General features: G+C 55.3%; 21 protein-coding genes and 5 pseudogenes. 12 read left to right on the forward strand and 14 right to left on the reverse strand.

All coding sequences use genetic code 11. The features are described from left to right. Positions 1–108: 108 nt before the first annotated feature. Positions 109–1,327: pseudogene (locus tag ACA051_RS15505) on the forward strand (IS3 family transposase). Positions 1,328–1,988: 661 nt separating this feature from the next. Here the strand turns inward: ACA051_RS15505 and ACA051_RS15510 are convergent. The 9 genes and pseudogenes from ACA051_RS15510 to ACA051_RS15550 form a co-directional block, all read right to left on the reverse strand. Further along, complete coding sequence (locus ACA051_RS15510; RefSeq protein WP_497302889.1) at positions 1,989–2,441, reverse strand: PAS domain-containing protein; 453 nt, start codon at positions 2,439–2,441, stop codon at positions 1,989–1,991. Positions 2,442–2,521: 80 nt separating this feature from the next. Next, entirely contained in the window at positions 2,522–2,980 is a 459-nt protein-coding gene (locus tag ACA051_RS15515) for a hemerythrin domain-containing protein (RefSeq protein WP_497370737.1), read from the reverse strand. A 653-nt stretch (positions 2,981–3,633) separates the two neighbouring features. Next, entirely contained in the window at positions 3,634–3,747 is a 114-nt protein-coding gene (locus ACA051_RS15520; RefSeq protein ID WP_497302894.1) for a DUF2256 domain-containing protein, read from the reverse strand. Next, entirely contained in the window at positions 3,744–5,282 is a 1,539-nt protein-coding gene (locus ACA051_RS15525) for a cryptochrome/photolyase family protein (RefSeq protein ID WP_497302896.1), read from the reverse strand. The genes ACA051_RS15520 and ACA051_RS15525 overlap by 4 nt, the downstream gene beginning before the upstream one ends. Before the next feature lie 25 nt (positions 5,283–5,307). Next, entirely contained in the window at positions 5,308–5,613 is a 306-nt protein-coding gene (locus ACA051_RS15530) for a DUF6482 family protein (protein WP_497370739.1), read from the reverse strand. 14 nt (positions 5,614–5,627) lie between these two features. Further along, positions 5,628–6,338 carry an SDR family NAD(P)-dependent oxidoreductase gene (locus ACA051_RS15535; RefSeq protein WP_497302899.1) on the reverse strand — a complete coding sequence of 237 codons (711 nt, stop codon included), beginning with the start codon at positions 6,336–6,338 and terminating at the stop codon, positions 5,628–5,630. 35 nt (positions 6,339–6,373) lie between these two features. Further along, positions 6,374–6,934 carry a GTP cyclohydrolase I FolE gene (gene folE / locus ACA051_RS15540; RefSeq protein ID WP_497302901.1) on the reverse strand — a complete coding sequence of 187 codons (561 nt, stop codon included), beginning with the start codon at positions 6,932–6,934 and terminating at the stop codon, positions 6,374–6,376. A 144-nt stretch (positions 6,935–7,078) separates the two neighbouring features. Beyond that, a complete protein-coding gene (locus ACA051_RS15545; RefSeq protein WP_497302903.1) occupies positions 7,079–7,543 on the reverse strand; it encodes a thiol-disulfide oxidoreductase DCC family protein in 465 nt (154 codons plus the stop codon). Between the two features lie 285 nt (positions 7,544–7,828). Beyond that, positions 7,829–8,356, reverse strand: a pseudogene (locus ACA051_RS15550) (methyl-accepting chemotaxis protein); the annotation flags it as partial. A gap of 1,330 nt (positions 8,357–9,686) precedes the next feature. Between ACA051_RS15550 and ACA051_RS15555 the strand changes: the two are divergent. Then, positions 9,687–9,828, forward strand: a pseudogene (locus tag ACA051_RS15555) (IS3 family transposase); the annotation flags it as partial. A gap of 718 nt (positions 9,829–10,546) precedes the next feature. Here the strand turns inward: ACA051_RS15555 and ACA051_RS15560 are convergent. Continuing rightward, positions 10,547–11,476: a LysR family transcriptional regulator gene (locus ACA051_RS15560; protein WP_497370741.1), complete on the reverse strand. Its 930-nt coding sequence runs from the start codon at positions 11,474–11,476 to the stop codon at positions 10,547–10,549. Between the two features lie 181 nt (positions 11,477–11,657). Between ACA051_RS15560 and ACA051_RS15565 the strand changes: the two genes are divergently transcribed. The 5 genes from ACA051_RS15565 to ACA051_RS15585 all read left to right on the forward strand — a co-directional run bounded on the left by ACA051_RS15565 (position 11,658) and on the right by ACA051_RS15585 (position 15,768). Continuing rightward, positions 11,658–12,686 (forward strand): alpha/beta hydrolase, encoded by a 1,029-nt coding sequence (locus ACA051_RS15565; protein WP_497370743.1) that lies wholly within the window; start codon positions 11,658–11,660, stop codon positions 12,684–12,686. A 123-nt stretch (positions 12,687–12,809) separates the two neighbouring features. Continuing rightward, complete coding sequence (locus ACA051_RS15570) at positions 12,810–13,940, forward strand: MFS transporter (RefSeq protein ID WP_497375575.1); 1,131 nt, start codon at positions 12,810–12,812, stop codon at positions 13,938–13,940. A gap of 24 nt (positions 13,941–13,964) precedes the next feature. Continuing rightward, positions 13,965–14,453: a cyclophilin-like fold protein gene (locus tag ACA051_RS15575; RefSeq protein ID WP_497370745.1), complete on the forward strand. Its 489-nt coding sequence runs from the start codon at positions 13,965–13,967 to the stop codon at positions 14,451–14,453. 78 nt (positions 14,454–14,531) lie between these two features. Next, complete coding sequence (locus ACA051_RS15580) at positions 14,532–15,029, forward strand: (R)-mandelonitrile lyase (RefSeq protein ID WP_497302911.1); 498 nt, start codon at positions 14,532–14,534, stop codon at positions 15,027–15,029. Next, positions 15,007–15,768: a carboxymuconolactone decarboxylase family protein gene (locus tag ACA051_RS15585; protein ID WP_497370747.1), complete on the forward strand. Its 762-nt coding sequence runs from the start codon at positions 15,007–15,009 to the stop codon at positions 15,766–15,768. The genes ACA051_RS15580 and ACA051_RS15585 overlap by 23 nt, the downstream gene beginning before the upstream one ends. Before the next feature lie 398 nt (positions 15,769–16,166). Here ACA051_RS15585 and ACA051_RS15590 read toward each other — a convergent pair whose 3' ends face one another. Then, positions 16,167–17,108 (reverse strand): aromatic alcohol reductase, encoded by a 942-nt coding sequence (locus tag ACA051_RS15590; protein WP_497370749.1) that lies wholly within the window; start codon positions 17,106–17,108, stop codon positions 16,167–16,169. 96 nt (positions 17,109–17,204) lie between these two features. Between ACA051_RS15590 and ACA051_RS15595 the strand changes: the two genes are divergently transcribed. Then, on the forward strand, positions 17,205–17,663 hold the full coding sequence (locus tag ACA051_RS15595; RefSeq protein ID WP_497302915.1) for a winged helix-turn-helix transcriptional regulator: 459 nt from the start codon (positions 17,205–17,207) through the stop codon (positions 17,661–17,663). Positions 17,664–17,848: 185 nt separating this feature from the next. On the opposite strand, the gene ACA051_RS15600 is transcribed toward ACA051_RS15595, so the two are convergent. Continuing rightward, positions 17,849–18,628, reverse strand: coding sequence for an SDR family NAD(P)-dependent oxidoreductase (locus tag ACA051_RS15600; RefSeq protein ID WP_497370751.1), 780 nt, complete (start codon positions 18,626–18,628; stop codon positions 17,849–17,851). A gap of 318 nt (positions 18,629–18,946) precedes the next feature. Between ACA051_RS15600 and ACA051_RS15605 the strand changes: the two genes are divergently transcribed. Both ACA051_RS15605 and ACA051_RS15610 read left to right on the forward strand, forming a co-directional pair. Next, positions 18,947–19,411, forward strand: a complete 465-nt coding sequence (locus tag ACA051_RS15605) for a DUF3429 domain-containing protein (protein WP_497302919.1) — start codon at positions 18,947–18,949, stop codon at positions 19,409–19,411. Next, positions 19,408–20,727, forward strand: coding sequence for an ABC1 kinase family protein (locus ACA051_RS15610; RefSeq protein ID WP_497302921.1), 1,320 nt, complete (start codon positions 19,408–19,410; stop codon positions 20,725–20,727). Before ACA051_RS15605 ends, ACA051_RS15610 begins: the two co-directional genes overlap by 4 nt. 250 nt (positions 20,728–20,977) lie before the next feature. On the opposite strand, the pseudogene ACA051_RS15615 reads toward ACA051_RS15610, so the two are convergent. After that, positions 20,978–21,097, reverse strand: a pseudogene (locus ACA051_RS15615) (AbrB/MazE/SpoVT family DNA-binding domain-containing protein); the annotation flags it as partial. 75 nt (positions 21,098–21,172) lie between these two features. Here ACA051_RS15615 and tnpB point away from each other — a divergent pair. Both tnpB and tnpC read left to right on the forward strand, forming a co-directional pair. Beyond that, positions 21,173–21,532 carry an IS66 family insertion sequence element accessory protein TnpB gene (gene tnpB, locus ACA051_RS15620; RefSeq protein ID WP_024647222.1) on the forward strand — a complete coding sequence of 120 codons (360 nt, stop codon included), beginning with the start codon at positions 21,173–21,175 and terminating at the stop codon, positions 21,530–21,532. Between the two features lie 18 nt (positions 21,533–21,550). Further along, the gene (gene tnpC / locus ACA051_RS15625; protein WP_497370753.1) at positions 21,551–23,083 is read left to right on the forward strand and encodes an IS66 family transposase; all 1,533 of its coding nucleotides are present in this window, start codon (positions 21,551–21,553) and stop codon (positions 23,081–23,083) included. A 45-nt stretch (positions 23,084–23,128) separates the two neighbouring features. Here the strand turns inward: tnpC and ACA051_RS15630 are convergent. Further along, a pseudogene (locus ACA051_RS15630) lies at positions 23,129–23,269 on the reverse strand (AbrB/MazE/SpoVT family DNA-binding domain-containing protein); the annotation flags it as partial. Positions 23,270–23,285: the final 16 nt, after the last annotated feature.

The following is a 23,285-nucleotide window of genomic DNA, read 5'->3' on the forward strand; positions in this document are numbered from 1 at the left end:
CTGCCATTGGACCGACAGGTTCCATTTTCTTATCTTTGTGAACGAGCCCCATGAAAGACAGGACACCGTTTCCCCCTTACGATAAGGGATAGGCAAACGGTTATGTTTATGACTAACAGCAACGATAAGAGTGGGGAGCTTTTGGGCCAGGAGCGGCGGCGCCGCTGGAGCCCAGAGCAAAAACTGGCCATGGTTCGCGAGAGTCTTGAGCCAGGGCAAAGCGTTTCGGTGGTGGCTCGGCGCAATGGCATCAATGCCAACCAGCTGTTCCAGTGGCGCAAGCTTTACCAGGACGGCTGCCTGTCGGCGGTCAGCGCGGGCGAAGCCGTGGTGCCTGCCTCCGAGCTGAGCGATGCGCTCAAGCAGATCCGTGAACTGCAACGGATGCTGGGCAAGAAAACAATGGAAGCAGAAATCCTCAAAGAGGCCGTGGAGATCGCCCGGTCGCGAAAATGGATTGCGCACTCACCCTTGTTGCCGGGGGACGACCAGTGAAGCTGGTCAGCGAATGTCTCGGTGTGGCGCGCTCGTAATTAACGGTTCGAATCAAGCAATCGGTATCGCCAAGACACGGCGAAGCAGGCCTGTGAACGACGCTGAGTTGGTGGCCGAAATCCAGCAACAGGTCAGCGAACTACCCAGCTATGGCTACCGTCGTGTCTGGGGATTACTGCGTCGCGCACGTGAAACCCAGTTGCTACCCGCGATCCACGTGAAGCGGGTCTACCGGGTGATGCGTGATCACAACCTGCTGCTTGAACGCCGGATCAAACAGCCCGGCGTGCCGCGTCGGCACGAAGGCCGTATTGCGGTGCAAACCAGCGATACACGTTGGTGCTCGGACGGCTTTGAGTTCCGTTGCGAGGACGGCGCGAAACTGAGCGTGACCTTTGCCTTGGACTGCTGTGATCGCGAGGCCATCGGCTGGGTCGCGAGCCCGACCGGGTACAGCGGCGATGATATCCGCGACTTAATGCTGGAAAGCGTGGAGAAGCGCTTCGGCAATCAACTGCCCGTCACGCCGGTGCAATGACTCAGCGACAACAGTTCGGCGTACACCGCCGAACAGACACGCCTGTTTGCTCGACAGATCGGCTTGCAGCCGGTGACCACACCTGTGCGCAGCCCGAAGAGCAACGGCATGGCCGAGAGCTTCGTGAAGACGATCAAGCGTGATTACGTGGCGCACATGCCCAAGCCGGATCGAGAAACGGCGCTGCGTAACCTGGCAATTGCCTTCGAACATTACAACGAGCAGCATCCGCATAGCGCCTTGAACTATCGCTCACCGAGGGAGTTCAGGCGCTTGGCAGTGGCATCAATTTAACGGGGAGTTGGTGTCCGGTTTTGCAGGGGCAAGTCCAGCAGGGAAGGGAGCAGGTCTGAATTTGGCATCGCGAATCCTCCATGAAAGAGGTCAGCGTAGCAAAAGGTCTGGGAAGCCGGACGCGGCTCGGACATCGTCGAGTCTTGGCTTATTAAGTGAGTTTGGTTTGAGTACAAGAAAGGGCCCTTCGACAGACTGTGTGAAAATGGGCTGAAGGCCCGCCCAACAAACGCCCCCGACTTTTTCAGGGTGTTTGTTTTCTGCGAAAGACAGACGAAAAATGGTCTTTCAGCCCAGTAATGCCATCAGTTGGCGGGCTCGAATACTCAAGTTGAGCGATTACTTTCAGGAGGTTCTATACCAGAACATCCGTGCAGCCCAGCCATCCTTAAGCACCACGCTTGTCTTTCGATGACGTAGGGCATCGGCATACACCAAACTCGGCGAAAAGCCGGGCCATTGGCATATCGCCGGATAGCTGGAATGGGTCATGACCTTGTGCACCATCTGATTACGATTACGGCAGTGCACGAGTTCTAGCGGAACATTGCGAGGGGGTTGGGTTGGCACGTTGCTTGAGAACTCACCAGTCCCTGGTTCAGAAACAGGGACGTTTTTACGAGTGGATACTGGATCGTTAACCCATCAAGTGCGGATCCATCTAGGCTTTAGATTGAAATTGAGCCAGTTGGGTCTTCAGTTGTGCGACTTCAGCTTCCAGTTCACGCACTCGTTCCTTGGCCTCAACTTCGACGCTGACGTCCTTCTGGATACCGATGAAGTAGGTGAGTTGATCGGTGTCGTTGAACACTGGGGTGATCGACAGTTCGTTCCAGAAGGCGCTGCCGTCCTTGCGATAGTTGCGAATGACTTGGCGACAGGGGAGCTGATTCCTTAACGCCTCGCGGATGACTGTCAAACCAGCTTGGTTACGGTCATCACCCTGCAGGAAGCGGCAATCCTGGTACAGGATGTCGTCAACGCTGTACCCCGTCAGGCGCTGAAAGGCGGCGTTAGCATAGATCAGGATGTTTTCGTCGCCTTCCTGCTCTGCTACCACGATGCCATCGTTGGATGCTTCAACCACCAGTTTCAGCAGTTCTGCGTCGATCATTTTCAGAGCCCCAGTGAGTGACATCTCATTTTTAGCGGTTGAGTAGTAGCTAAATTTTTAAGGTCTACGGTAAGACCCAATTAATGCCACTGACGCTTTATTTCCTGCCACTGCTCGTCTGACAGCCACTTATCTGCCAACGGAAAGAAAATATTTTCCTCCGAGTCCATATGATCGAAATATTTTTTGATAAAGTCATCGATAGTGTCAGCAATTACTCTCGTTTCCTGAGTTGTGTCCTCCAACATCTTCAACTGTCCAGCAATTCGCCCAAATGCTTGATGATCTCGCTCGATATCCTTGACCCGGTGGTGGATCGGTGCATCAGTCCCTAGCAAAGCCAGCCGAATAAGTTCTTCATTTTCATGGTGTTGTTGTTCTGCATCTCCATGCATGGTTTCCAGCATATTGAACAACAGCTTGCAGTCAGCAGCACCATCGGATTCACGCCTCATCTCCCTCAGCAACTCTTTGATTTGAGCGATTTTTATAGCCGCCTCATGATGATAGGCCTGAAGTTCTTTCAACAAGACGTTCATATCAAAACCTCGTCACGACGCCGAACCATCACAGAGAAATATTTCTTAACCAGCAACCTCCAAGGTAACCAATATTCTTAAATATCCATATTTATCAATGCCTTGTTTGTCGAGCTCACCAGCATGATTTAACAATTTTAGTATAGGCGAGCACAGAGCTCTCATCCCCGAAAATTTGGCGCCCTTTGGAAAAATTAAATATTAAATGAATAATCATATGCACCATTTTGATCTTTCGGATGTCGGCCAGCGGATACGGAGGGAGAGAGCAGTGCCGCCCATAAGGTAGATCCCGAGCCTTTTTACGAAGCTTCCAATTAACGCATGTCCGCTCGTGCTCCTCATCGGAAATTGACAACGGTCGTTTGCGATGGTGGGTTATGGCCACTAATAGTGAAGGGGGCTTGGAGAGGGCGTGAAGATGATATCGAGAATTGTTGTTGTCCCGGCAATTCGAACGGAAATGGGATCCATGCGAAACGGAACGAGTTTCTACTGCGAGACCACGACCAGAGCTTTTAATCTCTATGACAATGTGGAGAAGCTGCGACTGAAGACCATCTACCAGACGCGAGTTGAAGCTGAATTTTAGTGCCGACGGTTGAACCTGTAGCGACTAAAGACGTGCTTTTGCAGTGGTAGGCTATGAATTCTCAATAGGCATTTACCAAGCGCATCTGAGCCCAGCAGCGCACCCATTTCTTGCGCCAGGCGAAGGGCAATCTGCAGACTGTACAGGTTTTAACCGGGAGTACACTCTTCTTCAAAACGACTCCCCGGCATCCAGTTTGGCAAGCAGTATCTGGCCACGATCCCAGAGCGCCTGCTGCTTGGATTCAGTCATGCGATCGAGGTTTTTGTATACCATGCCCATGCGCTGATTGCGGCGCAAAAAGTCGCCGTGACGCATTAGAAAATGCCAGTAAAGCGAATTGAAAGGGCAGGCGTCGTCCGTCGTGCTTTCACTGACTTTGTACGCACAATTACGGCAGTAGTCGGACATGCGCTTTATATATTGGCCACTGGCGCAGTAAGGCTTGGAGCCCAGGTAACCACCATCGGCGTGCATGACCATGCCCAACGTATTGGGCAGTTCGACCCAGTCGAACGCGTCCAAGTAGATCGCCAGGTACCAGTCGCAAATCTGGCTCGGCGCGATGCCGGCCAGCAGTGCAAAGTTGCCGGTCACCATCAGCCGCTGGATGTGGTGGGCATAGGCATGTTTCAAACTTTGGCCGATCGCTTGGCCCATGCAATTCATCTTAGTGTCGCCCGTCCAATAGAACTCTGGAAGCGGTCTGCTGTTGCCAAACAGATTGCCGCCGGCGTAGTCGGGCATTTTCAGCCAGTAGACGCCCCGTACATATTCACGCCAGCCAATGAGTTGACGGATAAAGCCTTCGGCGGCGTTTAATGGAATTCTGTCCGACCAATACGCAGCCTCGACGTCGCTGCACAATTGACGCAGATCCAGCAGGCCAATATTCAGCGCGGCGCTGATCCGCGCATGGAACAGGAAAGGTTCATCACTGGCCATCGCATCCTGGTAGTCGCCGAAGGCTGCCAGCCCCCAGTCGAGGAAGTAGTCCCACAGAGCTTGGGCATCGGCGTGAGTCACCGGGTAGTCAAAGGTGTCGAGGGCGCCGTAGTGGCTGGAAAAGTTTTTTGCGACTAGCGCCAGCACGTCCTGGGTGATTGCATCGGCCGAAAAACGGAGGGGTGAGGGGGCTCTAACCCCTTTAGACAGTGCCTTGCGATTTTCGGCATCAAAGTTCCAGGCGCCGCCGACCGGGCTACCATCGCCGTTGAGCAACAAGCCACTCTTGCGTCGCATCTCGCGGTAGAAGAACTCCATGCGCAGCTGCTTTTTGCCTTCGGCCCAGGACGCAAACTCGAGTCGGGTGCAGAGAAAACGGGTATCGGTATGCCACTGGATCGCCAAGCCACAATCTTTCAGCGACTGCTCCAGGCGCCAGTCACCGCATTCTGTCAGGTGCAACTCATCCGGTTGCAGCAGTGATTGCCAGCGCCGTAACTCTTCCGGTACCGATCCGCTATTTTGCGGATCATCGAGCGTGACGTATTGCACGCGGATGCCACGCTGCTGCAACGCCTCAGCAAAATGGCGCATCGCACTGAAGATCAGTGCGATTTTTTGCGGGTGATGGGGCACATGGCTGGCTTCCTCCATCACTTCGACCAGCAAAACCGTATCGCGCTCGCTGTCCAGCCCCTTCAATGAGGCCAGGTCAAAAGACAACTGGTCGCCCAAGACCAGGCATAGTCGGTGAGTCTTGTTCATTCGACAGAGTCCAACGGAAGGTGACTCACCAAGGCGCAGTCAGCGAAAAAGGAATGCGTAACGGCCCAATGGGCTCTGCACGTGAACCGCACATCTCGTCATGGACGCACTGCTGCACAAGCACGCAGGGGAAAGGCGGCACAAGCTGTAACAGCTCACGCAGGTGATTGATGGAGCGAAGGTGCATAGGCTTCGCTGTATCGTCCAGCAGCGTGAACTGGCCGTGATCCAGCCCTACTCGCGCCAGATAAACACCGCCTTCCAGAGACAGCAGCTCCAACTCTCGTACTTCGCCATTCGCGGCCCGTTCGGTCAACGCTTGCAGATTCAAGGTTCACTCCCTGCCTACCACGGTAGGCGTTCTCCGTTATAAGCAAAGAAATTGCCGCTGTCGGCAGGTGCCAAACGGTCAATCAGTGATAACAATTCGCGGGCAGCGAGGCTTGCGGGCCTGGCGGCAGAAGCGCCTTTAAAGGGTTGGGACAGGCCCGAGATGACCGTACCTGGATGAAGAGTCAGCAAGCGGGTCTGAGGGCGTGTTCGGGCTAGTTCAATCGCAGCCGTTTTAATCAACATGTTCAACGCTGCCTTGGAGGCGCGATAGGCATACCAGCCGCCCAAACGGTTATCACCGATGCTTCCCACCTTGGCGGAGAGCACTGCCATCGCACCACGAGGGTCAAGCAAGGGCAGGAAGTGACGCAAAACCAGTGCAGGCCCGAGTGTGTTGACTTGGAATATCGCCTGAAGCGCATCCGCTTCAATAGAGGTGTAACTTTTTTCAGGCTTGATGTCTTCGCGATGAAGCAGACCGGCAGCATGTAAAATCAACTGGTACGGGGCTTCTTCAGCTAGTTCGGCGGCCGCCCTGGCGATACTGTCGGGCTTTTCCAGATCCAATCCTGGAGCACTGTTGCGCCCCAGTTCACGAACAACCGAGCATCTTGGATCTTCGTTGAGCAACTCACAAAACGCCGCGCCGAGCGCTCCACTGGCGCCTATCACCAAGGCACGGTAGCCGTAGCCGAGTGAGTTCATCTCAAAGGAACTGTTCATTTCGCCTCTCCCACACCTTTTGCGGATTTTGGGCCTTAACTGCGTCGCCCAATCAGTTGCAGGAACTCTAGACGCGTAGCAGATGACTCGCGAAAGGCCCCGAGCATCACTGAGGTCGTCATCACAGAGTTTTGCTTCTCCACGCCTCGCATCATCATGCACATGTGCTTTGCTTCAATAACCACAGCCACACCGGCGGCATCGGTCATGTGCTGAAGGGCGTCGGCAATTTGTTTGGTGAGGTTTTCCTGAATCTGTAAGCGGCGGGCAAACATATCGACCACTCGTGCGACCTTGGACAGGCCCAATACCCTTCCTGTGGGGATATACGCGACATGAGCTTTGCCGATGAAGGGCAGCATGTGGTGCTCGCACAATGAATACAGTTCGATGTCACGCACGATGACCATTTCGTCGTTTAGCGATTCGAACAGTGCGCCGTTGATGACTTCCTCCAGATTCATCGTGTAGCCGTTGCACAGGTACTGCATCGCTTTGGCTGCGCGCTTGGGCGTGTCCAGCAGTCCTTCACGCTCAGGGTTCTCGCCTACGGCGACGAGAATTTCCCGGTAATGCTCGGCTATTGATGGGTTCATTTAGACTCCTCGCAGACATGCTGCGCTTAATGTGGCGGCAATCCTTGGCAGTAGGGGAGTGCCTGCTGCTAACCAGAAAAAACGTTGTTCACCAGATCAGCTATGACCCAGCTTCTTCGTCCGGCCATGACAAAGCGAAGCTTTCTAGGTCTGCTTTGTTTTCAAAGTGGGCCGCTCGTCAGGTGCGGGTTTTGACTCCGGCACCCCGCAACGGTCATCGACACAGCGACGGCGGCCATCAGGGTGAGGAAGCCACGCCAAATGGGGGCGTAAGCGGCAGAAGAGGCGATAACCTAAAGCAAGAAGCGGTCGGATGGCACGCCATGTCAGTGGCGCTGCCCAAAACCCCAAACCAGCGGCTCGCCAGCTCCACAGGGTGGCGTCCAGGCCGGTTACCCAGCGGCCATCGGCGAAACGGGCGTGCAGCGAGGACTGCATTTGCTCGAACGTGAACCCGAGTGCCTTGGCGTCGAACGCACCGCTGCTGATGTCAATAAATAGCAGTCGACTCTCTGCGGCGTGTCGATGCAGGATCTTGATTTCGCGCGCACACAGCGGACATTGACCGTCAAAGTACAGCGTCAGTGGCCAATCCTTTTTATTGGACATTTCAAGCGACCTTGTATAGGTTTTTTACAAGATATGCTGAAAGAAAAGGACTGACAATGGGTTCTATCCTTTTGCCGTGAGATTGGTCGTTACGCTCAATCCCGGGGATGGTTTGCCTGTATTCTTGGTCGCGCTTATCGCTTGGGATCAACATGATCAAACCATCGCCAAGAGATCATCTACATAGGGGCGCGAGCCTTTCATGACCACCTCGCTGACCTCAAGACTCGCTCCGTAAGCGGGCTTTATAGAATCGTTCTTGTATTACTGAGCCTGCGGGCTCGCCTAAGTCACGCTGAAAAATGCGACCTTCTGGGTAAGACGATCAGCAAGCAGCGCTAACTCCTGGCTGGCCGTAGCAACTTCACGAGAGCCAGTTGCCGATTGCACCGTTGAGCTATGGATGCGCGTGATATTTTGCGCAACGTCTTCGGCCACGACGCTTTGCTGGATAGAAGCGCTGGCGATTTGGGCATTCATGTGGTTTATAGCGCCGACTTGCTGGCTAATTTTAGCTAACGCCGTCTGGGCGTTGCGGGTTTGCGCAACGGTGTGGCTTACCAGTTCGCAACTATTACGCATGGTTTGTGCAGCAGTTTCAGTACCGCTCTGCAAGGTGCCTATCATTTCGCGAATTTCCCGCGTCGACTCCTGAGTTCGATTAGCTAGAGAGCGTACTTCATCGGCCACAACTGCAAACCCTCGGCCATGCTCACCTGCTCGGGCCGCTTCGATGGCCGCGTTCAGCGCCAACAGGTTAGTTTGCGTGGCAATTGAATTGATTACCTCGATCACTATTTCAATCTCTTCACTACGCTTGGACACCTGTTCTACGGTATTGGTAGTTTCAACAAGTGTGTTGGCTAATTGTTCAATAGCGAGAGTGGTGTCCGCAACGACGCGATTACCGCTTACAACTTCAGCATCGGCTAGACGCGTTGCGTCCGCTGCTTGAGATGCATAGCTCGAAACTTCATTGACCGTTGCCGCCATTTGCGTGATTGCTGTTGCCACCTGCTCGGCTTCGTGGGTCTGCAGGCTGATTTGGCTGTTATTGGCAGACGATGTGGTCAACATATGCCTGGATGAATTGTTGACCTCTTGAGCAGCAATGCGTACTTCACTGATGGTGTCAGCCAAGCGGCTGAGGGCGGTTTTCAAAACGCCCATCACACTGTTCGGATAATCGGTATCAATCGTTTGTTGCAAATCGCCCGCGGCCAACCGTTGGATGGCCTGTGCAACCTGAGTCGGATCAGCACCCAGCGTTGACTTGACGAAGCGAATAATAGAGATTGCCAGGATGATGCTCAGCAGCAGCGCTATCCCGGTGGCCATGAGCATCAGTCCGCGAAACTCACTAGCGGTGGCTTGTACCGCACTGAGTTGGCTTTTGATTGAGGCTTCTTCATAGTCAATCAATGCATTCACTCGTTTCAACCACTCGCTGTATTCACCGGAGGTTTGGCGCAGCAGCAAAGCCTGTGCACCAGAAATATCCCCGGCGCGACGCAGGGCAATTACCGATTTAGTAGAAGCTAGCGTTTGCTTTTCAATGTCTTTAATCGCCCGTAACAACTGTTGCTCCTGCGATGTTATTCCTGCAATTGCGAATAGCTGATCCATTGGTATGGCTGAATCGGAGTAAGCCTGTTCTAGATTGATAACTTCATTGAGGTGGACGTTTAAGTCTTGTTCACTATCCACCAACACTGCGTCCCGAATAGCAATGGCCCGGTTGTGCACGCTTCCGCGAAAGTTAATAGCGTAGCGTTGAATCTTTGCCGCATTTTTGCTTACGTCTTCCAGGGTGGAATCGATAAAACCCACACGTTGAATGCCCACGGCGGTGATTAGTATGAGCAACGACACAATTACGGCGAAGCCAAGCCCTATGCGCGAGGCTAGTGAGATTGAGTTTTTCATGGGCTGAGCTCTTAGATAGACCCTGTAAGGGCAGGACTTGGTGGTTCCATTTTGCTATCCATGTCAAGGGCTGCTTGTGTGCCTCTACCGCCGATTTGAAAGTGACGACAGCCTGGCGAGGCACGAGCGCGAGCAGCTGGTGATAGCTGGCTGATGGCAGAGTGACACACATCGCTGAAAACCTATACACGAATTTAATTTTGTATAGGTTTATTGCTTCTCGCAAAGTCGAAGCGCTGCTGGCAGTAGCAGTCTGGTTTCGGTGATGCACCAAGACGGCGAACGGATCGGCTCGTAAAAAGCGATGTGGCCCGATGAGGGAACTGGGATTGGTCAGCGAGAACCCGGGCTCGTATGCTTAAAAGCGACGGTGAACCTTTTTTACGATGCTTCAATCGACTCATGTCCGGTCGTGCTTCTCATCGGAAATTGACTGCGGTCGCTTGCGATGGTGGCTCATAGCCGCTAATAGTGAGGAGGTGCTTGGAGAGGATGTCGAGATTTGTTGTTGTCCCTGCAATCCCAACGGAAACGGGATCAATGCGTAACGGATCGCGCTTCTACTGCCAGACTGCACCTATAGGCTTTAACCTCTATGACAATGAGGAGAAGCTTCGGCTGAAGACTACCTATCAGACCCGAGAAGAAGCCGAGGGAGAGTGTCAGCGGCTTAACCTTGAGCGGCTTCAAAGCGTCCTTTCGGAACGGGAATCCGTGACTGCGCTATAGGCATTCACTCCTGCATAGTCATCAGGCGCCCGGTTTCCGAACGAGTGGATCAGGAGCTCGGGGAAGCACGACCTACACCTGTCTGTCGTGGATGCTAGGCATTCAGAATCGAACAAACAGCGTCTGCCTCTGCCCTGAGCTTGAACACGCCATGCTTGCTGGCTGACCCTCCCTCGACAAGATCAACAACCCTGTATCGCTTGCTGCCATCGTCCAGTGTGGTGGTTTCGAACAGTCTGGATCTCGCGTGACTACCAGTCTTCGTCTGCTCGTAGCATCCCATAGCCATTAAACCGACTTTCAATTTTGACGCGAGGCGTTTCTCCGTGCTCGCCCGACTCGTCGTGGTCACGCATCCCTTGAAGTCACTGTGTCATCTGGTGGCAACCGATCCACCCGCAGTGCATCAACGACTAGCGAAAAAGCCGGGGAGGGTTGCCGGCGGCTGGGGTAGTACAGGTGAAAACCTCCGAAAGGCTCACACCAGTCTTCCAGTACCCGAACCAGGCGCCCTTGAGCCAGTTGTGAGGCGAACTCGTCCTCGGGCAGGTAAGCGATGCCCAGCCCGCTCACGGCTGCATCGGCGATATGGGTGGTGGAGTTAAATAGCAATTGGCCGTTTACCCGAACTTTCAGCTTCTTGCCCTGGCGCTCGAATTCCCACGCGTCCATGCCGTCATAGGTGGGGAAACGTATGTCGATGCAGCGATGTGCTGCCAGATCGCGAGGGTGTTCAGGGACAGGGTTTTTGGCGAAATAGCTTGGCGCCGCCACTACGGCCATTCGTATAGCCGGGCCAATGGGCACGGCAATCATGTCTTGGGCCACCGTGTCACTAAAGCGCACGCCAGCATCGAAGCGGTCAGCGACGATATCGCGAAAGCCATAGTTGATATCGAATTCCAGCTTGATATCCGGGTACATCTGCAGCAGCGGCGTCGGCTTGGGAAGCAGCGTGGTCTTGATGATGTTGTCACCGCAGGTAATCCGCACTGTGCCGGCCGGTTTGTCGCGCAGCTCGGTCAAGGCTTCCAGTTCGGCTTCGATTTCATCAAAGCGATGGCCCACCGCTTCCAGCAACCGCTCACCCGCCGTAGTCAGAGAAACGCTACGCGTGGTGCGGGTAAGCAAGCGAATTTTTAGACGTGCTTCCAGGGCCGAAACCACCTGGCTTACTGCCGATTGGGTCACCCCAAGTTGCACCGCAGCGCGGGTAAAGCTGCCCACGCGCGCCACGGTCACAAAGGACAGCAAATCGTTGAAATTATGTTTAGCCATAGCGATGGCACTCGTGAGATTAATTAGGGCTTCTTATATCCGCATTAAGTACTCATTAGCTAATCAAAATCTAGTTATGCAGCAACAATAGCTGGCATCCCAGTCCCTCTGTGTGAAAGAGGGCCAAGCCTCGTGCTAACTGCCTGCGTCGCCGTTAGCTTTCCTCTGAAAAGGACGCCCCATGAAAAGACTTCTCGTAATGCTCGGGTTTCTGCTCAGTTCATTCACCGCGTCAGGAGCCGATATGTCCAACGGTGCAGATAACTTCTTCAAAAGTGACGAGGTGACCGTGCAAATGGTCAGCTTCAAAAATCAGTACGAGCTCAATGTGGTGGGCAATCTCTTCATCCCTAAAGGTCTGGCCAACGCTGCCCGCAGCCCGGCCATTATCGTTGGCCACCCCATGGGCGCGGTAAAGGAGCAAAGCTCTAACCTGTATGCGCAAAAACTCGCGGAACAGGGCTTCGTTACACTGGCGCTGGATTTGTCGTTCTGGGGCGAAAGCGAAGGCAGCCCACGCAATGCGGTGCTGCCGGACATGTACGCCGAGGACTTCAGCGCCGCTGTGGATTATCTCGGAACGCGGCACTTTATCGACCGTCAGCGCATCGGCGTGCTGGGTATCTGTGGCAGCGGTAGCTTTGTGATCAGCGCGGCCAAGATCGACCCGCGCATGAAAGCCATCGCCACTGTCAGCATGTACGACATGGGCGCCGCCAACCGCAACGGTCTCAAGCATTCGCAAACCCTTGAGCAGCGCAAGCAGGTCATCGCAGCTGCGGCCGAGCAGCGTTATGTGGAATTCACGGGCGGCAAGATCGAATACACCGGCGGCACTGTGCAGGAGCTCAATACCGATACCCACCCCATTCAGCGCGAGTTCTTTGACTTCTACCGCACCCCGCGTGGCGAATTCACTCCAACAAGCTCCTCGCCGCAACAGATCACCCGCCCGACGCTGAGCAGCAACACCAAGTTCATGAATTTCTACCCATTCGTAGATATCGAGAGTATTTCGCCCCGCCCGATGCTGTTTGTCGCAGGTGAAAACGCCCACTCCCGCGAGTTCAGCGAAGAGGCGTTCCGCCTGGCGGGTGAACCTAAAGAGTTGGTCATTGTGCCTAACGCCGGCCATGTCGATCTGTATGACCGGGTAAACCTGATCCCTTTCGCCAAGCTGACCCAGTTCTTCCAAACCCACCTGAAGTAACCGGCAAGCTCCACAGAGGCTATTCGATCTACGATGAACAACACTTGCGCTGACACCCAATTGGGCGCTACCTCCGCCATTGAAACAGGCACGCGTGCCAGTAGCTGGGGCGGCGTTTATGCGATGACATTGTGCGTGTTCGCGCTGATCGCATCGGAGTTCATGCCCGTCAGCCTGTTGACGCCGTTGGCAGACGACCTGCAGGTGAGCCAGGGCTTGGTAGGCCAGGGGCTGGCCATCTCCGGCGCGTTTGCTGTGTTGGCCAGCCTATCCATCAGTTGGATCGCCGGCAGCGTCAACAGAAAGACCCTGCTGTTGGCGCTGACCGGTTTGATGGCAGTGTCGGGCGCCGTTGTGGCACTCGCCCCGAACTACCTGACCTACATGGTCGGGCGGGCCCTGATTGGCATGGTGATCGGCGGCTTCTGGTCGATGTCGGCAGCCACCGCGATGCGCTTGGTTCCGGCCACGCAGGTGCCCAGGGCGTTGGCGGTTTTCAACGGCGGCAACGCCCTGGCAACGGTGGTGGCTGCGCCGCTGGGCAGTTATCTGGGATCGGTCTTAGGTTGGCGTGGCGCATTTCTCTGTCTGGTTCCGGTGGCGCTGATCGCCCTGGTCTGGCAATGGATCAGCCTGCCAAGTATGCCAACGCAGGAGCGCTCGCCAGGTGCAGGCAATGTTTTCAAACTGCTGAAGAATCGCACGGTGGCGCTGGGCATGGCCGCCAGCGGCCTGTTTTTCATGGGCCAGTTCACGCTGTTCACTTACCTGCGCCCGTTTCTGGAAACAGTCACCCTGGTCAACGTGCCGACGCTTTCCTTGCTGCTATTGGCGCTCGGCGTGGCTGGCTTTTTTGGCACGACGATGATCGGCGCAGTGCTGAGACGCAGCCTCTACGGCACCCTGAGTACGATTTCACTGCTGATGGCCGTGATTGCTTTGACGCTGATTCCTGCTGGCACTGGGGTGATCGCCGTGGCGGTGTTACTGGGGCTCTGGGGATTTATCGCAACGGCAGCGCCAGTGGGCTGGTGGAGTTGGATCGCGCACACCTTGCCACGCCACGCCGAGGCGGGCGGAGGACTGATGGTGGCAATCGTGCAGTTGGCCATCGCATTGGGCTCCACCGTGGGTGGCGTACTGTTTGACACTCTCGGCTACCAGAGCACTTTCATCGCCAGCGCAGCGCTGCTGATGCTAGCCGCCTTATTGACGTTTCTAACCTCCCGTTCGCCGGTGTCGCACACCCGGTGACCCTCCATTCGACGGAGCAAGGCCATGCATACGCGCAGTCTAGGCACCGATTACTCCCAAGGCTGGAAGGGCTTCTGGTTGGCGGCATTGATGCCATTGACCCTATCGGTTTTACCCCTCGCGGCTGCGACGGCTATCGCAGGCCCGTCAACAAGCATGGAGAAAACCACGATGTGGATGACCGTCGGCCAACAGCGTTTCGGCATATCCCTTGAAGATAACCCGACCACTCGGGAGCTTGTCGCCCGATTGCCGCTCAGCCTGGACATGACCGAGCTGCATAACAACGAAAAGTACGCCAACTTGCAGCATCCGTTGCCCACCCAAGCCTCCCGGCCCGGAACCATCCACAGCGGCGATTTGCTCTTGTACGGTGCAGACACCTTGGTGGTCTTTTATAAAACCTTCACCTCGTCTTACTCCTATTCCCGTCTCGGCCGCATCAACAACCCGGCAGGCCTGGCCGAGTCCCTGGGCCGCGACGATGTTCAGGTGACGTTTTCCGTTGACTAGGGCTGCCATGGTTAGCACGACCAGCACTGCTCAAGTGCTGCACGTCAGCCCCACTTAAACGTGACACAGGAGTTTTCCATGACGCCCACACGCTCTACCTTACCCCTGGCCGCACTGGCGCTGCTCTCTGCCACGTACTTCGCGCCAGTCGTCGCGGCCGAGCAGAACCCGGCTAGCCAGCAAATCACTCGTGCGGGAGAGCAGGCCTCGGTGACGGGGCCTCCCGAATATTTCACTGGTCGCGTAAGGCTCGACCCATTGACTTCTGCAACGGCCGACCTCAATACCTCAACGCTCTACGTCACCTTTGAGCCTGGCGCGCGTTCGGCCTGGCACACGCACCCTGCCGGGCAATATCTGGTGGTGACAGCGGGGGTAGGGCGTACTCAGGAATGGGGGAAGCCCGTGCAAGAATTACGTCCTGGTGATGTGGTGTGGTGCCCGCCGGGGGTTAAGCACTGGCATGGCGCCGCGCCTTCGACTGCCATGACACACATGGCTATTACCGGCACGAAAAACGGCAACAACGTCAGTTGGATGGAGAAGGTAAGCGATGAACAGTACCCAGCCAAGTAAGCGCTGCCATGTCCGGTTAAGGACGTTGGGCTTCGTACTCCTGACCAGTTTCGCCTGGGCTCAGATATCCAGCGCCAGTACTTTGCCCAAACTGGAGACACACATAGTGAGTGAGCAGACTTTAACCGCGAGGCAACAGGCCATCGCCCCTATCGGCGCCAGCATGGCGGTCGGCGATATGCCCCGTTTGCACGACGCGCTCAATCACGGTCTCGATGCCGGGCTGACGATTAGCGAGAGCAAAGAGATCCTGGTTCAACTTTATGCCTATGCTGGGTTCCCGCGCAGTCTCAATGCCCTGTCGCTGCTGATGAAAGTCCTACAAGAACGTGCCGCACGGGGTATTCATGATGCGCCGGGACGCGATCCAGGCCCTGTTCCCTCGGGGCGCACTTTGCTCGACCTGGGCACCGACAATCAAACCCGGCTGTTGGGCTCGCCGGTGTCAGGGACGCTGTTTGAATTCGCCCCCGCCATCGATCAGTTTTTGAAGGGCCACCTGTTTGGCGACATCTTTGCCCGCGACAACCTTGAATGGGCTGACCGGGAACTGGCCACCGTCGGGGCCATCGCCGCGATGCCAGGGTTAGAGCCGCAGCTGGAGTCGCATCTGAAGATCAGCATGAATGTTGGCCTGACAGTACAGCAGCTGCATCAGGTGGCTAGCGAACTGAAGGCAGGCGGTGAGCCGAATGGAGCTACGCGTATTTTAGTGGCTTTGGAAAAAATCAGCGGCTGAACGCTTCGCGAGATCGATATGCTGAAGGGGCATAGCGGTGCCTACCCATTCTTGGCAGTCACGAAGACGACTGAGCTCGGATGACAACGCTAGCCGCTCAGTGGTAATGGGAGTATCGATGGCTCAGGACTCTAGCAATCGCTAAATTCAAGCGGCAGGCTTCATCCGGCGTAAGCGTTCGGTGAAGACACTTGATTCGGGCTGTGCGCTCTAAAATCTCAACAGCTCGTCGTTTTAGAGCGCCTCAAGCGTCGGCAGACCGTATGGATACGATAAATAAACGGCTTGTCATCGGATTACTAATACCGTGCTCCACCTTTCAACCTCGGTCATCAACACCCACTATCGGGCAGCAGGTAAATCCCGGGCGCGTGAACGTTCGGCTACCTGCTTTGGGTTCAATTGTCTACAAGGTTTATCCGAGCCCACTGCTCAGCGGTGGTGACTTGAATCGACTGCTGCTCGTTGAAAGTGGCAGCTTTGGGCCACGCCACGCCTCTGCCTTGTGCGAACACAGCGCGGTACTTTTTGATGTGATGAGTGGGATCTTTCTCCAATTCCTGGGTTAAGTACGGAACAGTCCACACGTTACGTTTGAATGGACGTCCCAGAACACGTTCAAGGATGCTCGCAACCTGCCCATATGTCACAGTGTCGCCAGAAAGGTAGACGATTTGATTGCGGAAGCGAGGTTCAAAGAAAACGATTTCCGCTGTCAGAGTACCGATGTCCTCTGGTGTCGTGAGCGTCACGCTGTTCTCAAGACTGCCTAGGGCGTTCACTGTGTCGTTTTCGAAGTCCACGACCTCAAATACAGGCTCGAAAAGGAAACTGGTGAACATACCCGTCGAGATGATTACCCATTCAGTTTTGTTTTGGGCGCGAAGCAAATCGCGCACATCGAGCTGAGCATCGAATAGATCCTGGGGACTGCCCCGACCGATCACCTCAAAATCGACGCCAAACTGCCATGGGAAGTAGCGCTTCACTCCGGACTTGAGAGCTGCTGTAGCCAACTTCATCGGGGTTTCTCGACCCGCAACCATGCCTGCGCAGCCTATTACGGTATCGAACCGTGCGAACACTTCAGCAAGCTGATCGATTGAATCATTCACTAGGTCTGCGGCGACCATTCGGATGCCCAGACTACGAAGCTCATCGATTTCTACCTTTTTCTCCGGCACCTGAGTGTTGATGGTCGAATCCCTGAGCAGGACGCTGATTTTGGAGCCGGGCGTACGCTTAGCTACCCGCGCAAGATTGCGCAAAACCGGAAGGCCAAGTTCACCGGCGCCTAGAACTAAAATTGATTGGGGGGAAAGCTGGGTCACTTCGGTCATGATTTCTCCTGAGACCTGTTGCCTGTAAGATTAGCGAATGCTTGCACGATTCAGCAACGCTCGTAAGAAGGCACACGCGTGATACCAGGGGGAGAAATGACCGATCATGAAACTCTTAGCCAAGCAGAAGCTATCTGCCGAACGCTTAGAGAAGATGATGATGGAGTCAGACGGGAAGTCCTCACTCACGCAGGTAGTCGCTGGTCATTGGGCATCCTGCATGCATTAGGTGTGTACGGTAAAATGCGCCATGCCGAGATAAAAAGGCAGATGGCTGGTGTGACTCAGCGAATGTTGACGAAGACGCTACGCACCATGGAGCGTGATGGTCTAGTGATTCGGCGGGAATTTGGTGAAATTCCGCCCCATGTTGAGTATGAGTTGACCCCGCTGGGAATGGGGCTATTGATCCGTATGTCCCCTATTTGGACTTGGGTAGTTGAAAACGTTGACGACTTCCGCAAGGCACGCCGTACTTTCGACAGTCAGGGTGGCAAAAAACCTTCATGGCAAATCCCCACACAGATTCCAGTAAATCCAGAAGCGCCTGAATAATCGTTATCGTTACACAGGCCGGCATCCATTGATGCGAGAGTAGTTGCTCAACCTCACTTCTTTGAGGTGTCGCCGCGCCCTTGAATGCCCAAGGATGTCACTTGCCGGTCACGTCTCTTTACTTGGCGGCGCCCGTACTTAAATGTCGCTTCCTCAAAAATTCAAAGACTTAAGCTTCCAGTCCCTCAACGGGGGCTTTTGTTCTCAGAGAGGCAGTTTCCCCCGTCGACCACGAGAAGCTCGCCTATAATGTAGCTGGACTCTGGAGAAGCAAGAAAAGCTACCGCCGCAGCGACCTCGTCTGGTCTACCGGCACGCCCTACGGGAACATACTGCGCTGCGGTGATTTCATCTGCAGTGCTGGACTGCGTTGCGATCCACCCAGGGGCGACAGAGTTCACGGTGATCCCGTATGACGCGACTTCCAGCGCCAAGCTCATGTTCATGCCCACAATCCCCGCTTTCGCCGCCGCATACGCGGCCTCGCCAGGGTTGCTAACGCGGGTGCCGGTCGTAGAGCTTATATGGACGATGCGACCGTAACGACGGTTCTTCATCCCCGGCAACACAGCGCGGGTAAGCAAAAATGCAGTGGTCAGATTACGGGCAATCGAAGTGTTCCACATATCGATGCTCATATCGGCAACTTCAGAGAACGTTTCGGCTTCACCCTGAATCGCCATACCGGCGTTGTTCACGAGTACATCGATTCGCCCCCATAGTGACTCAGCCCAAGTCACCAGTTCGACGACCTGAGCTGGCTGAGTGAGATCTGCAGCGCGTCCTTGCGCCTCATAACCTGCCTCGCTCAGTTCCGCGACGCGATCATGGATACGGGCACTGCTGCCGGTGATGATCAACTTTGCGCCCGAGTCCCCAAGCCGCCGCGCGATAGCTAGACCAATCCCATGTTCGCTGCCAGCGCCACTGACTAATGCGACCTGACCACTCCAACTTTTGAACATTGCACTGCTCCACAGGGTTACACAGGAAGTACTGTTTGACAGTCCAGAGTAAGCCATTGGATAGACAGATGGCAGTTCTTGAATTGGCCACAGTTTGTGATGAGCAGCCATCTTGAAATGCAGGCACTGAGCATGATCTCAAGGATGCGAAGCTCCTCAGATGCCGTCGCCTGCTTGCCCTAAAAGGAATGGGGCAATGACCTAGTTCTACAAAGCGACTCATTACGCTGAACCCAGCTTCGGATCGCCATCAATATCTCGGCCAGGCGGGGCGTTTGGGCCTACAGTCTTGAGTGTCGCTCACTGCAAGGAATACAAATGAACGCGTTGCCTTCAACCTCTCTGCCAAAGCACGTCAGCCTGCTGGGTTATGGCGGTCTGTTGCCGTTTATTTTTCTGGCGCTGCTGATCCCGTTCTCTCTCGACTATCGGCCGTTGTTTGCGATTGCGCTTGTTAACTATGGCGCAGTCATCCTGAGCTTTGTCGGCGCCTTACACTGGGGCTTCGCCATGACCGTGCAAGACATGAGCGCTGAGCAGGGCAGAGACCGGTTCATCTGGAGTGTCATTCCTGCGCTTATTGCTTGGATTGCCACGTTACTGCCAATGCCATTGGGTTGCTTGCTGTTGGTCATCGGCTTAGTTGTCCACCTCCGGCAGGACAGGCAGCTGTTGCGGGTTACGAGCTTGCCCGCTTGGTACCTGCCGATGCGATTACGGCTTACCCTCGTGGCGAGCGTCTGCTTGCTGCTTGCCGCGATCGTTGAGGCGCTTCATTCATGAAGCCTCGTGAGCCCGGTTCGTTGCCCGTGCCTGGCAGCCGCTTATCGCGGTTGATGCGTTTTGGCAGTTTGGCTTCGGGCGTCGCGGGCGGCATGCTAGCCGAAGGCGCTCGGCAGTGGGTTCAGGGCAAACGTCCGGCGCTCAGCGAACTGCTGTTGACGTCGGGCAATGTGCATCGGGTGGTCGAGCAACTGTCGCAACTGCGTGGCGCCGCCATGAAGGTTGGGCAGTTGTTATCGATGGATGTAGGTGATTTGTTGCCGCGCGAGTTCAGCGAAATCCTTTCTCGTCTGCGTTGCGACGCTCACCCTATGCCTATGAGCCAGTTGGTGGCAGTCCTCAACGAAAGCTGGGGCAAGGGGTGGGAAGGGCGCTTCGAACGGTTTTCCTTCACGCCATTGGCGGCAGCGTCCATCGGCCAGGTTCATGCTGCGAAAGATAGGGACGGCCAACGCCTGGCGATCAAGGTGCAATACCCTGGCGTGCGCGAGAGTATTTCCAGCGATGTGGATAACGTTGCTACCTTGCTGCGCATGTCCGGGATGCTGCCTAAGGGCATGGACATCGGCCCATTGCTCCAAGAGGCCAAGCGTCAGCTACAGGATGAAGCGGACTACATGAAAGAAACCGCGCACTTACAGCGCTTTGATCAACTGTTGGCGGACAGTCCTGACTTTCTGGTTCCTCGTGCGTATGCCCAGTTCAGCACGCCGAATATTTTGGTGATGTCCTTCGTTGACGGAGTAGCGGTGGAGTCAATAGAGCACGCGCCCCAGGCAGAGCGCGACCGGATCATCATGTTGCTATTCGGCCTGTTTCTTCGCGAGGTGTTCGAGTTCCAGTGCGTGCAGACCGACCCTAACTTTGCCAATTACCGTTATCAGCAAGGCTCCGGCCGGATGGTGTTGTTGGACTTCGGCGCCACGCGACTTTATGACCGCAACACTACCGAGGCTTATCGCCGCTTGCTGATTGCAGGCCTGCATGAAGACCGTGCCGCCATCACCAATGCCGCGCTGGACGTCGGCTACTTTCAGCCTGAAACGCTGCCCAAACACCGAGCGGTGCTCACTGATCTTATTACACAGGCCTGCGAGCCACTTAGGCATCAAGGTGCCTATGACTTTGCGACGTCTGACCTGGCCATACGCCTGCGTGATACCGGTTGGGAACTAGGTGCCGACCGCGACTTCTGGCACACGCCACCTGTGGATGTACTGTTTCTGCATCGCAAGGTGGTAGGTTTGTACCTGTTGGCCGCGAAGCTGGAGGCGCGGGTGAATGTCCGGGGGCTGTTCGAGCCTTACGTGATTTGAGCGCTTTATGGACGATAAATGCTCGCCTTGGGTACCACTGTTGCTTAACCAGGCCTTTACACAATTCTCGGCCCGCAAGTATCTGATCTCTGATTCAATTGGCGATTTTTTGGGCTGCGGAGCTATAGCTACATCGGCTATAGCTCATTCGGGCTTAAGCCAGGCTCGACCCAAAGTCTTCATATGCCCTGAGCGATTCACTCCGCAGTTGGCCTGCCACGATTGATTCGAGAGGCGCATTGCAGCTGCCTCATTTTTCCGGGGCGTCACCAAGCCGTCCGCTATCCCAGGCTTCAGCGAGTTCGTCTATCCGATCCGTGATTTGAGGTTTTTTTGATAGGACTAGGCATCGCGTGTTGCGTAACCGCTCCATGAACCCCACATTCAAAGCCGCCAATTGATCCCGGATGCTGTGCTCCCGATTCCTTTCTGGAGCCCATCCGCCATGATGCGACCCGACGCAAAAGTCGAAAAAGTGTATCTGTACCCCAAGCCCGTCGACTTCCGAAAATCAATTGATGGCCTGGCTGCGCTGGTCGAGCTGGACATCAAGGTCGCCGTGTTTGACCCGGTGCTCTTCGTCTTCCTCAACAAACCGCGCAACCGCGTGAAGATTTTGTACTGGGAGCGCAACGGCTTCTGCCTTTGGCTCAAGCGCCTTGAATCTGAGCGATTCAAAACATCGCCCGATGCCACCGACGAGGCGATTGTCCTAACTGTTCAGGAACTCAACTGGATGCTCGACGGTTTCGACCTCTGGCGTAACCGTCCTCATCAGGTTTTGACGCCGCGATTCGTGGCCTGATTCGTTATAATCCAGGGCATGATTTCAATGCCCAAAGATCTTCCTGACGATCCTGCGCTGCTCAAGCAATTGCTAGAGCAAATGCTGCTTGAGCGCGAGTCTAACAAGGGCCGTATTGTTCATCTTGAAGAAGAAAACGCGCTGCTGCGTCAGCGCCTGTTCGGACGCAAGTCCGAACAAACAGCCGATCCGGCCACGCCGCAGTTAGCTCTTTTCAACGAAACTGAAAGCATCGCCGAACCCGTCGGCGAAGACGCTGAAGAAGAGGTCGTCGGTCCAGCCAGGCGTCGCGGTAAACGAAAGCCGCTGCCCGCCGACCTGCCACGTATCGAAGTCATCCACGAACTTCCCGAGGATGAACTGACTTGCGTTTGCGGCTGCCGCAAACACGCCATTGGCGAAGAAGTCAGCGAGCAGCTTGAAATCGTGCCGATGCAGATTCGCGTTATCAAACATGTGCGCAAAGTTTATGGCTGCCGCGATTGTGAGACCGCACCGGTCACTGCGGATAAGCCGGCTCAACTGATTGAAAAAAGCATGGCCAGCCCAAGTGTTCTGGCGATGCTGCTGACCACCAAGTACGTGGACGGTCTGCCGCTTCACCGTTTTGAAAAAGTACTAGGCCGCCACGGCATCGATATTCCGCGCCAGACCCTGGCTCGCTGGGTTATCCAGTGCGGCGAGCACTTCCAGCCGCTGCTGAATTTAATGCGCGATAGCCTGTTGGCCAGCCGTGTCATCCACTGCGATGAAACACGCGTACAGGTGTTGAAAGAGCCTGACCGAGAGCCGAGCAGTCAGTCCTGGATGTGGGTGCAAACCGGCGGCCCGCCAGACAAACCGGTGATCCTTTTCGACTACTCCACCAGCCGAGCGCAGGAGGTACCGTCGCGCCTGCTCGAAGGTTATCGCGGCTACGTCATGACTGACGATTACGCGGGTTACAACGCGCTGGGAGCACAGGCCGGAGTTGAACGTTTAGGGTGTTGGGCTCACGCACGGCGTAAATTTGTCGAAGCGCAAAAAGTACAGCCCAAGGGCAAGACAGGACGGGCCGACATCGCATTGAAGTTGATCAGTAAACTATATGGCATCGAGATCGCCTACAAACGGAGTGGTGATGAGGCGCGGAAAAGAGGCCGCCAGGAGTTGAGCGCCAGCGTGCTGAGTCAACTGAAAGACTGGATGCTAAAGACGCTGCCGTACGTGACTACACAGAACGCATTGGGCAAAGCCGTCAGCTACTTGGCAAACAACTGGAACAAACTCGAGCGGTACGTCGAGGAAGGTTACTTGCCCATCGACAACAACGCCGCAGAACGTGCAATACGGCCGTTCGTTATCGGAAGAAAAAACTGGTTGTTTAGCGACACGCCAAAAGGGGCGACGGCTAGCGCTCAACTTTACAGCTTGGTCGAGACTGCTAAAGCCAACGGCCAAGAGCCCTATGCGTGGCTGCGCCACGCACTTGAGCGCCTGCCAATGGCGGCTTCGGTGGAAGATTACGAAGCCCTGCTACCTTGGAAATGCGCACCCCAATCTCATAGCTAACCGCACCGCCCACCTTTGACTAGGTGGGTTTTATGGAGCGCTTACCGTGTTGCCGACAAACTCCTCGATCAGAAACACAGAGTCGCCGACATCCAGTTCGAGCTCCTGCAACGCTTCATCCGGAATTCGAATCGCACCGTCACCATCCCATTCTTCGATGACGATTTTCATCGGTGGCTTTTTCACATTTGATCTCCGTTGC

The sequence above is a fragment of the Pseudomonas sp. LBUM1669 genome, assembly GCF_059695705.1.

Excerpts from the sequence above, each read along its gene's own strand:
- ACA051_RS15510 (WP_497302889.1), bottom strand. The coding sequence starts at position 2,441 with ATGATCGACGCAGAACTGCTGAAACTGGTGGTTGAAGCATCCAACGAT.
- ACA051_RS15515 (WP_497370737.1), bottom strand. The coding sequence starts at position 2,980 with ATGAACGTCTTGTTGAAAGAACTTCAGGCCTATCATCATGAGGCGGCT.
- ACA051_RS15525 (WP_497302896.1), bottom strand. The coding sequence starts at position 5,282 with ATGAACAAGACTCACCGACTATGCCTGGTCTTGGGCGACCAGTTGTCT.
- ACA051_RS15535 (WP_497302899.1), bottom strand. The coding sequence starts at position 6,338 with ATGAACAGTTCCTTTGAGATGAACTCACTCGGCTACGGCTACCGTGCC.
- folE (WP_497302901.1), bottom strand. The coding sequence starts at position 6,934 with ATGAACCCATCAATAGCCGAGCATTACCGGGAAATTCTCGTCGCCGTA.
- ACA051_RS15545 (WP_497302903.1), bottom strand. The coding sequence starts at position 7,543 with ATGTCCAATAAAAAGGATTGGCCACTGACGCTGTACTTTGACGGTCAA.
- ACA051_RS15560 (WP_497370741.1), bottom strand. The coding sequence starts at position 11,476 with ATGGCTAAACATAATTTCAACGATTTGCTGTCCTTTGTGACCGTGGCG.
- ACA051_RS15565 (WP_497370743.1), top strand. The coding sequence starts at position 11,658 with ATGAAAAGACTTCTCGTAATGCTCGGGTTTCTGCTCAGTTCATTCACC.
- ACA051_RS15570 (WP_497375575.1), top strand. The coding sequence starts at position 12,810 with ATGACATTGTGCGTGTTCGCGCTGATCGCATCGGAGTTCATGCCCGTC.
- ACA051_RS15575 (WP_497370745.1), top strand. The coding sequence starts at position 13,965 with ATGCATACGCGCAGTCTAGGCACCGATTACTCCCAAGGCTGGAAGGGC.
- ACA051_RS15580 (WP_497302911.1), top strand. The coding sequence starts at position 14,532 with ATGACGCCCACACGCTCTACCTTACCCCTGGCCGCACTGGCGCTGCTC.
- ACA051_RS15585 (WP_497370747.1), top strand. The coding sequence starts at position 15,007 with ATGAACAGTACCCAGCCAAGTAAGCGCTGCCATGTCCGGTTAAGGACG.
- ACA051_RS15590 (WP_497370749.1), bottom strand. The coding sequence starts at position 17,108 with ATGACCGAAGTGACCCAGCTTTCCCCCCAATCAATTTTAGTTCTAGGC.
- ACA051_RS15595 (WP_497302915.1), top strand. The coding sequence starts at position 17,205 with ATGACCGATCATGAAACTCTTAGCCAAGCAGAAGCTATCTGCCGAACG.
- ACA051_RS15600 (WP_497370751.1), bottom strand. The coding sequence starts at position 18,628 with ATGTTCAAAAGTTGGAGTGGTCAGGTCGCATTAGTCAGTGGCGCTGGC.
- ACA051_RS15605 (WP_497302919.1), top strand. The coding sequence starts at position 18,947 with ATGAACGCGTTGCCTTCAACCTCTCTGCCAAAGCACGTCAGCCTGCTG.
- ACA051_RS15610 (WP_497302921.1), top strand. The coding sequence starts at position 19,408 with ATGAAGCCTCGTGAGCCCGGTTCGTTGCCCGTGCCTGGCAGCCGCTTA.
- tnpB (WP_024647222.1), top strand. The coding sequence starts at position 21,173 with ATGATGCGACCCGACGCAAAAGTCGAAAAAGTGTATCTGTACCCCAAG.
- tnpC (WP_497370753.1), top strand. The coding sequence starts at position 21,551 with ATGATTTCAATGCCCAAAGATCTTCCTGACGATCCTGCGCTGCTCAAG.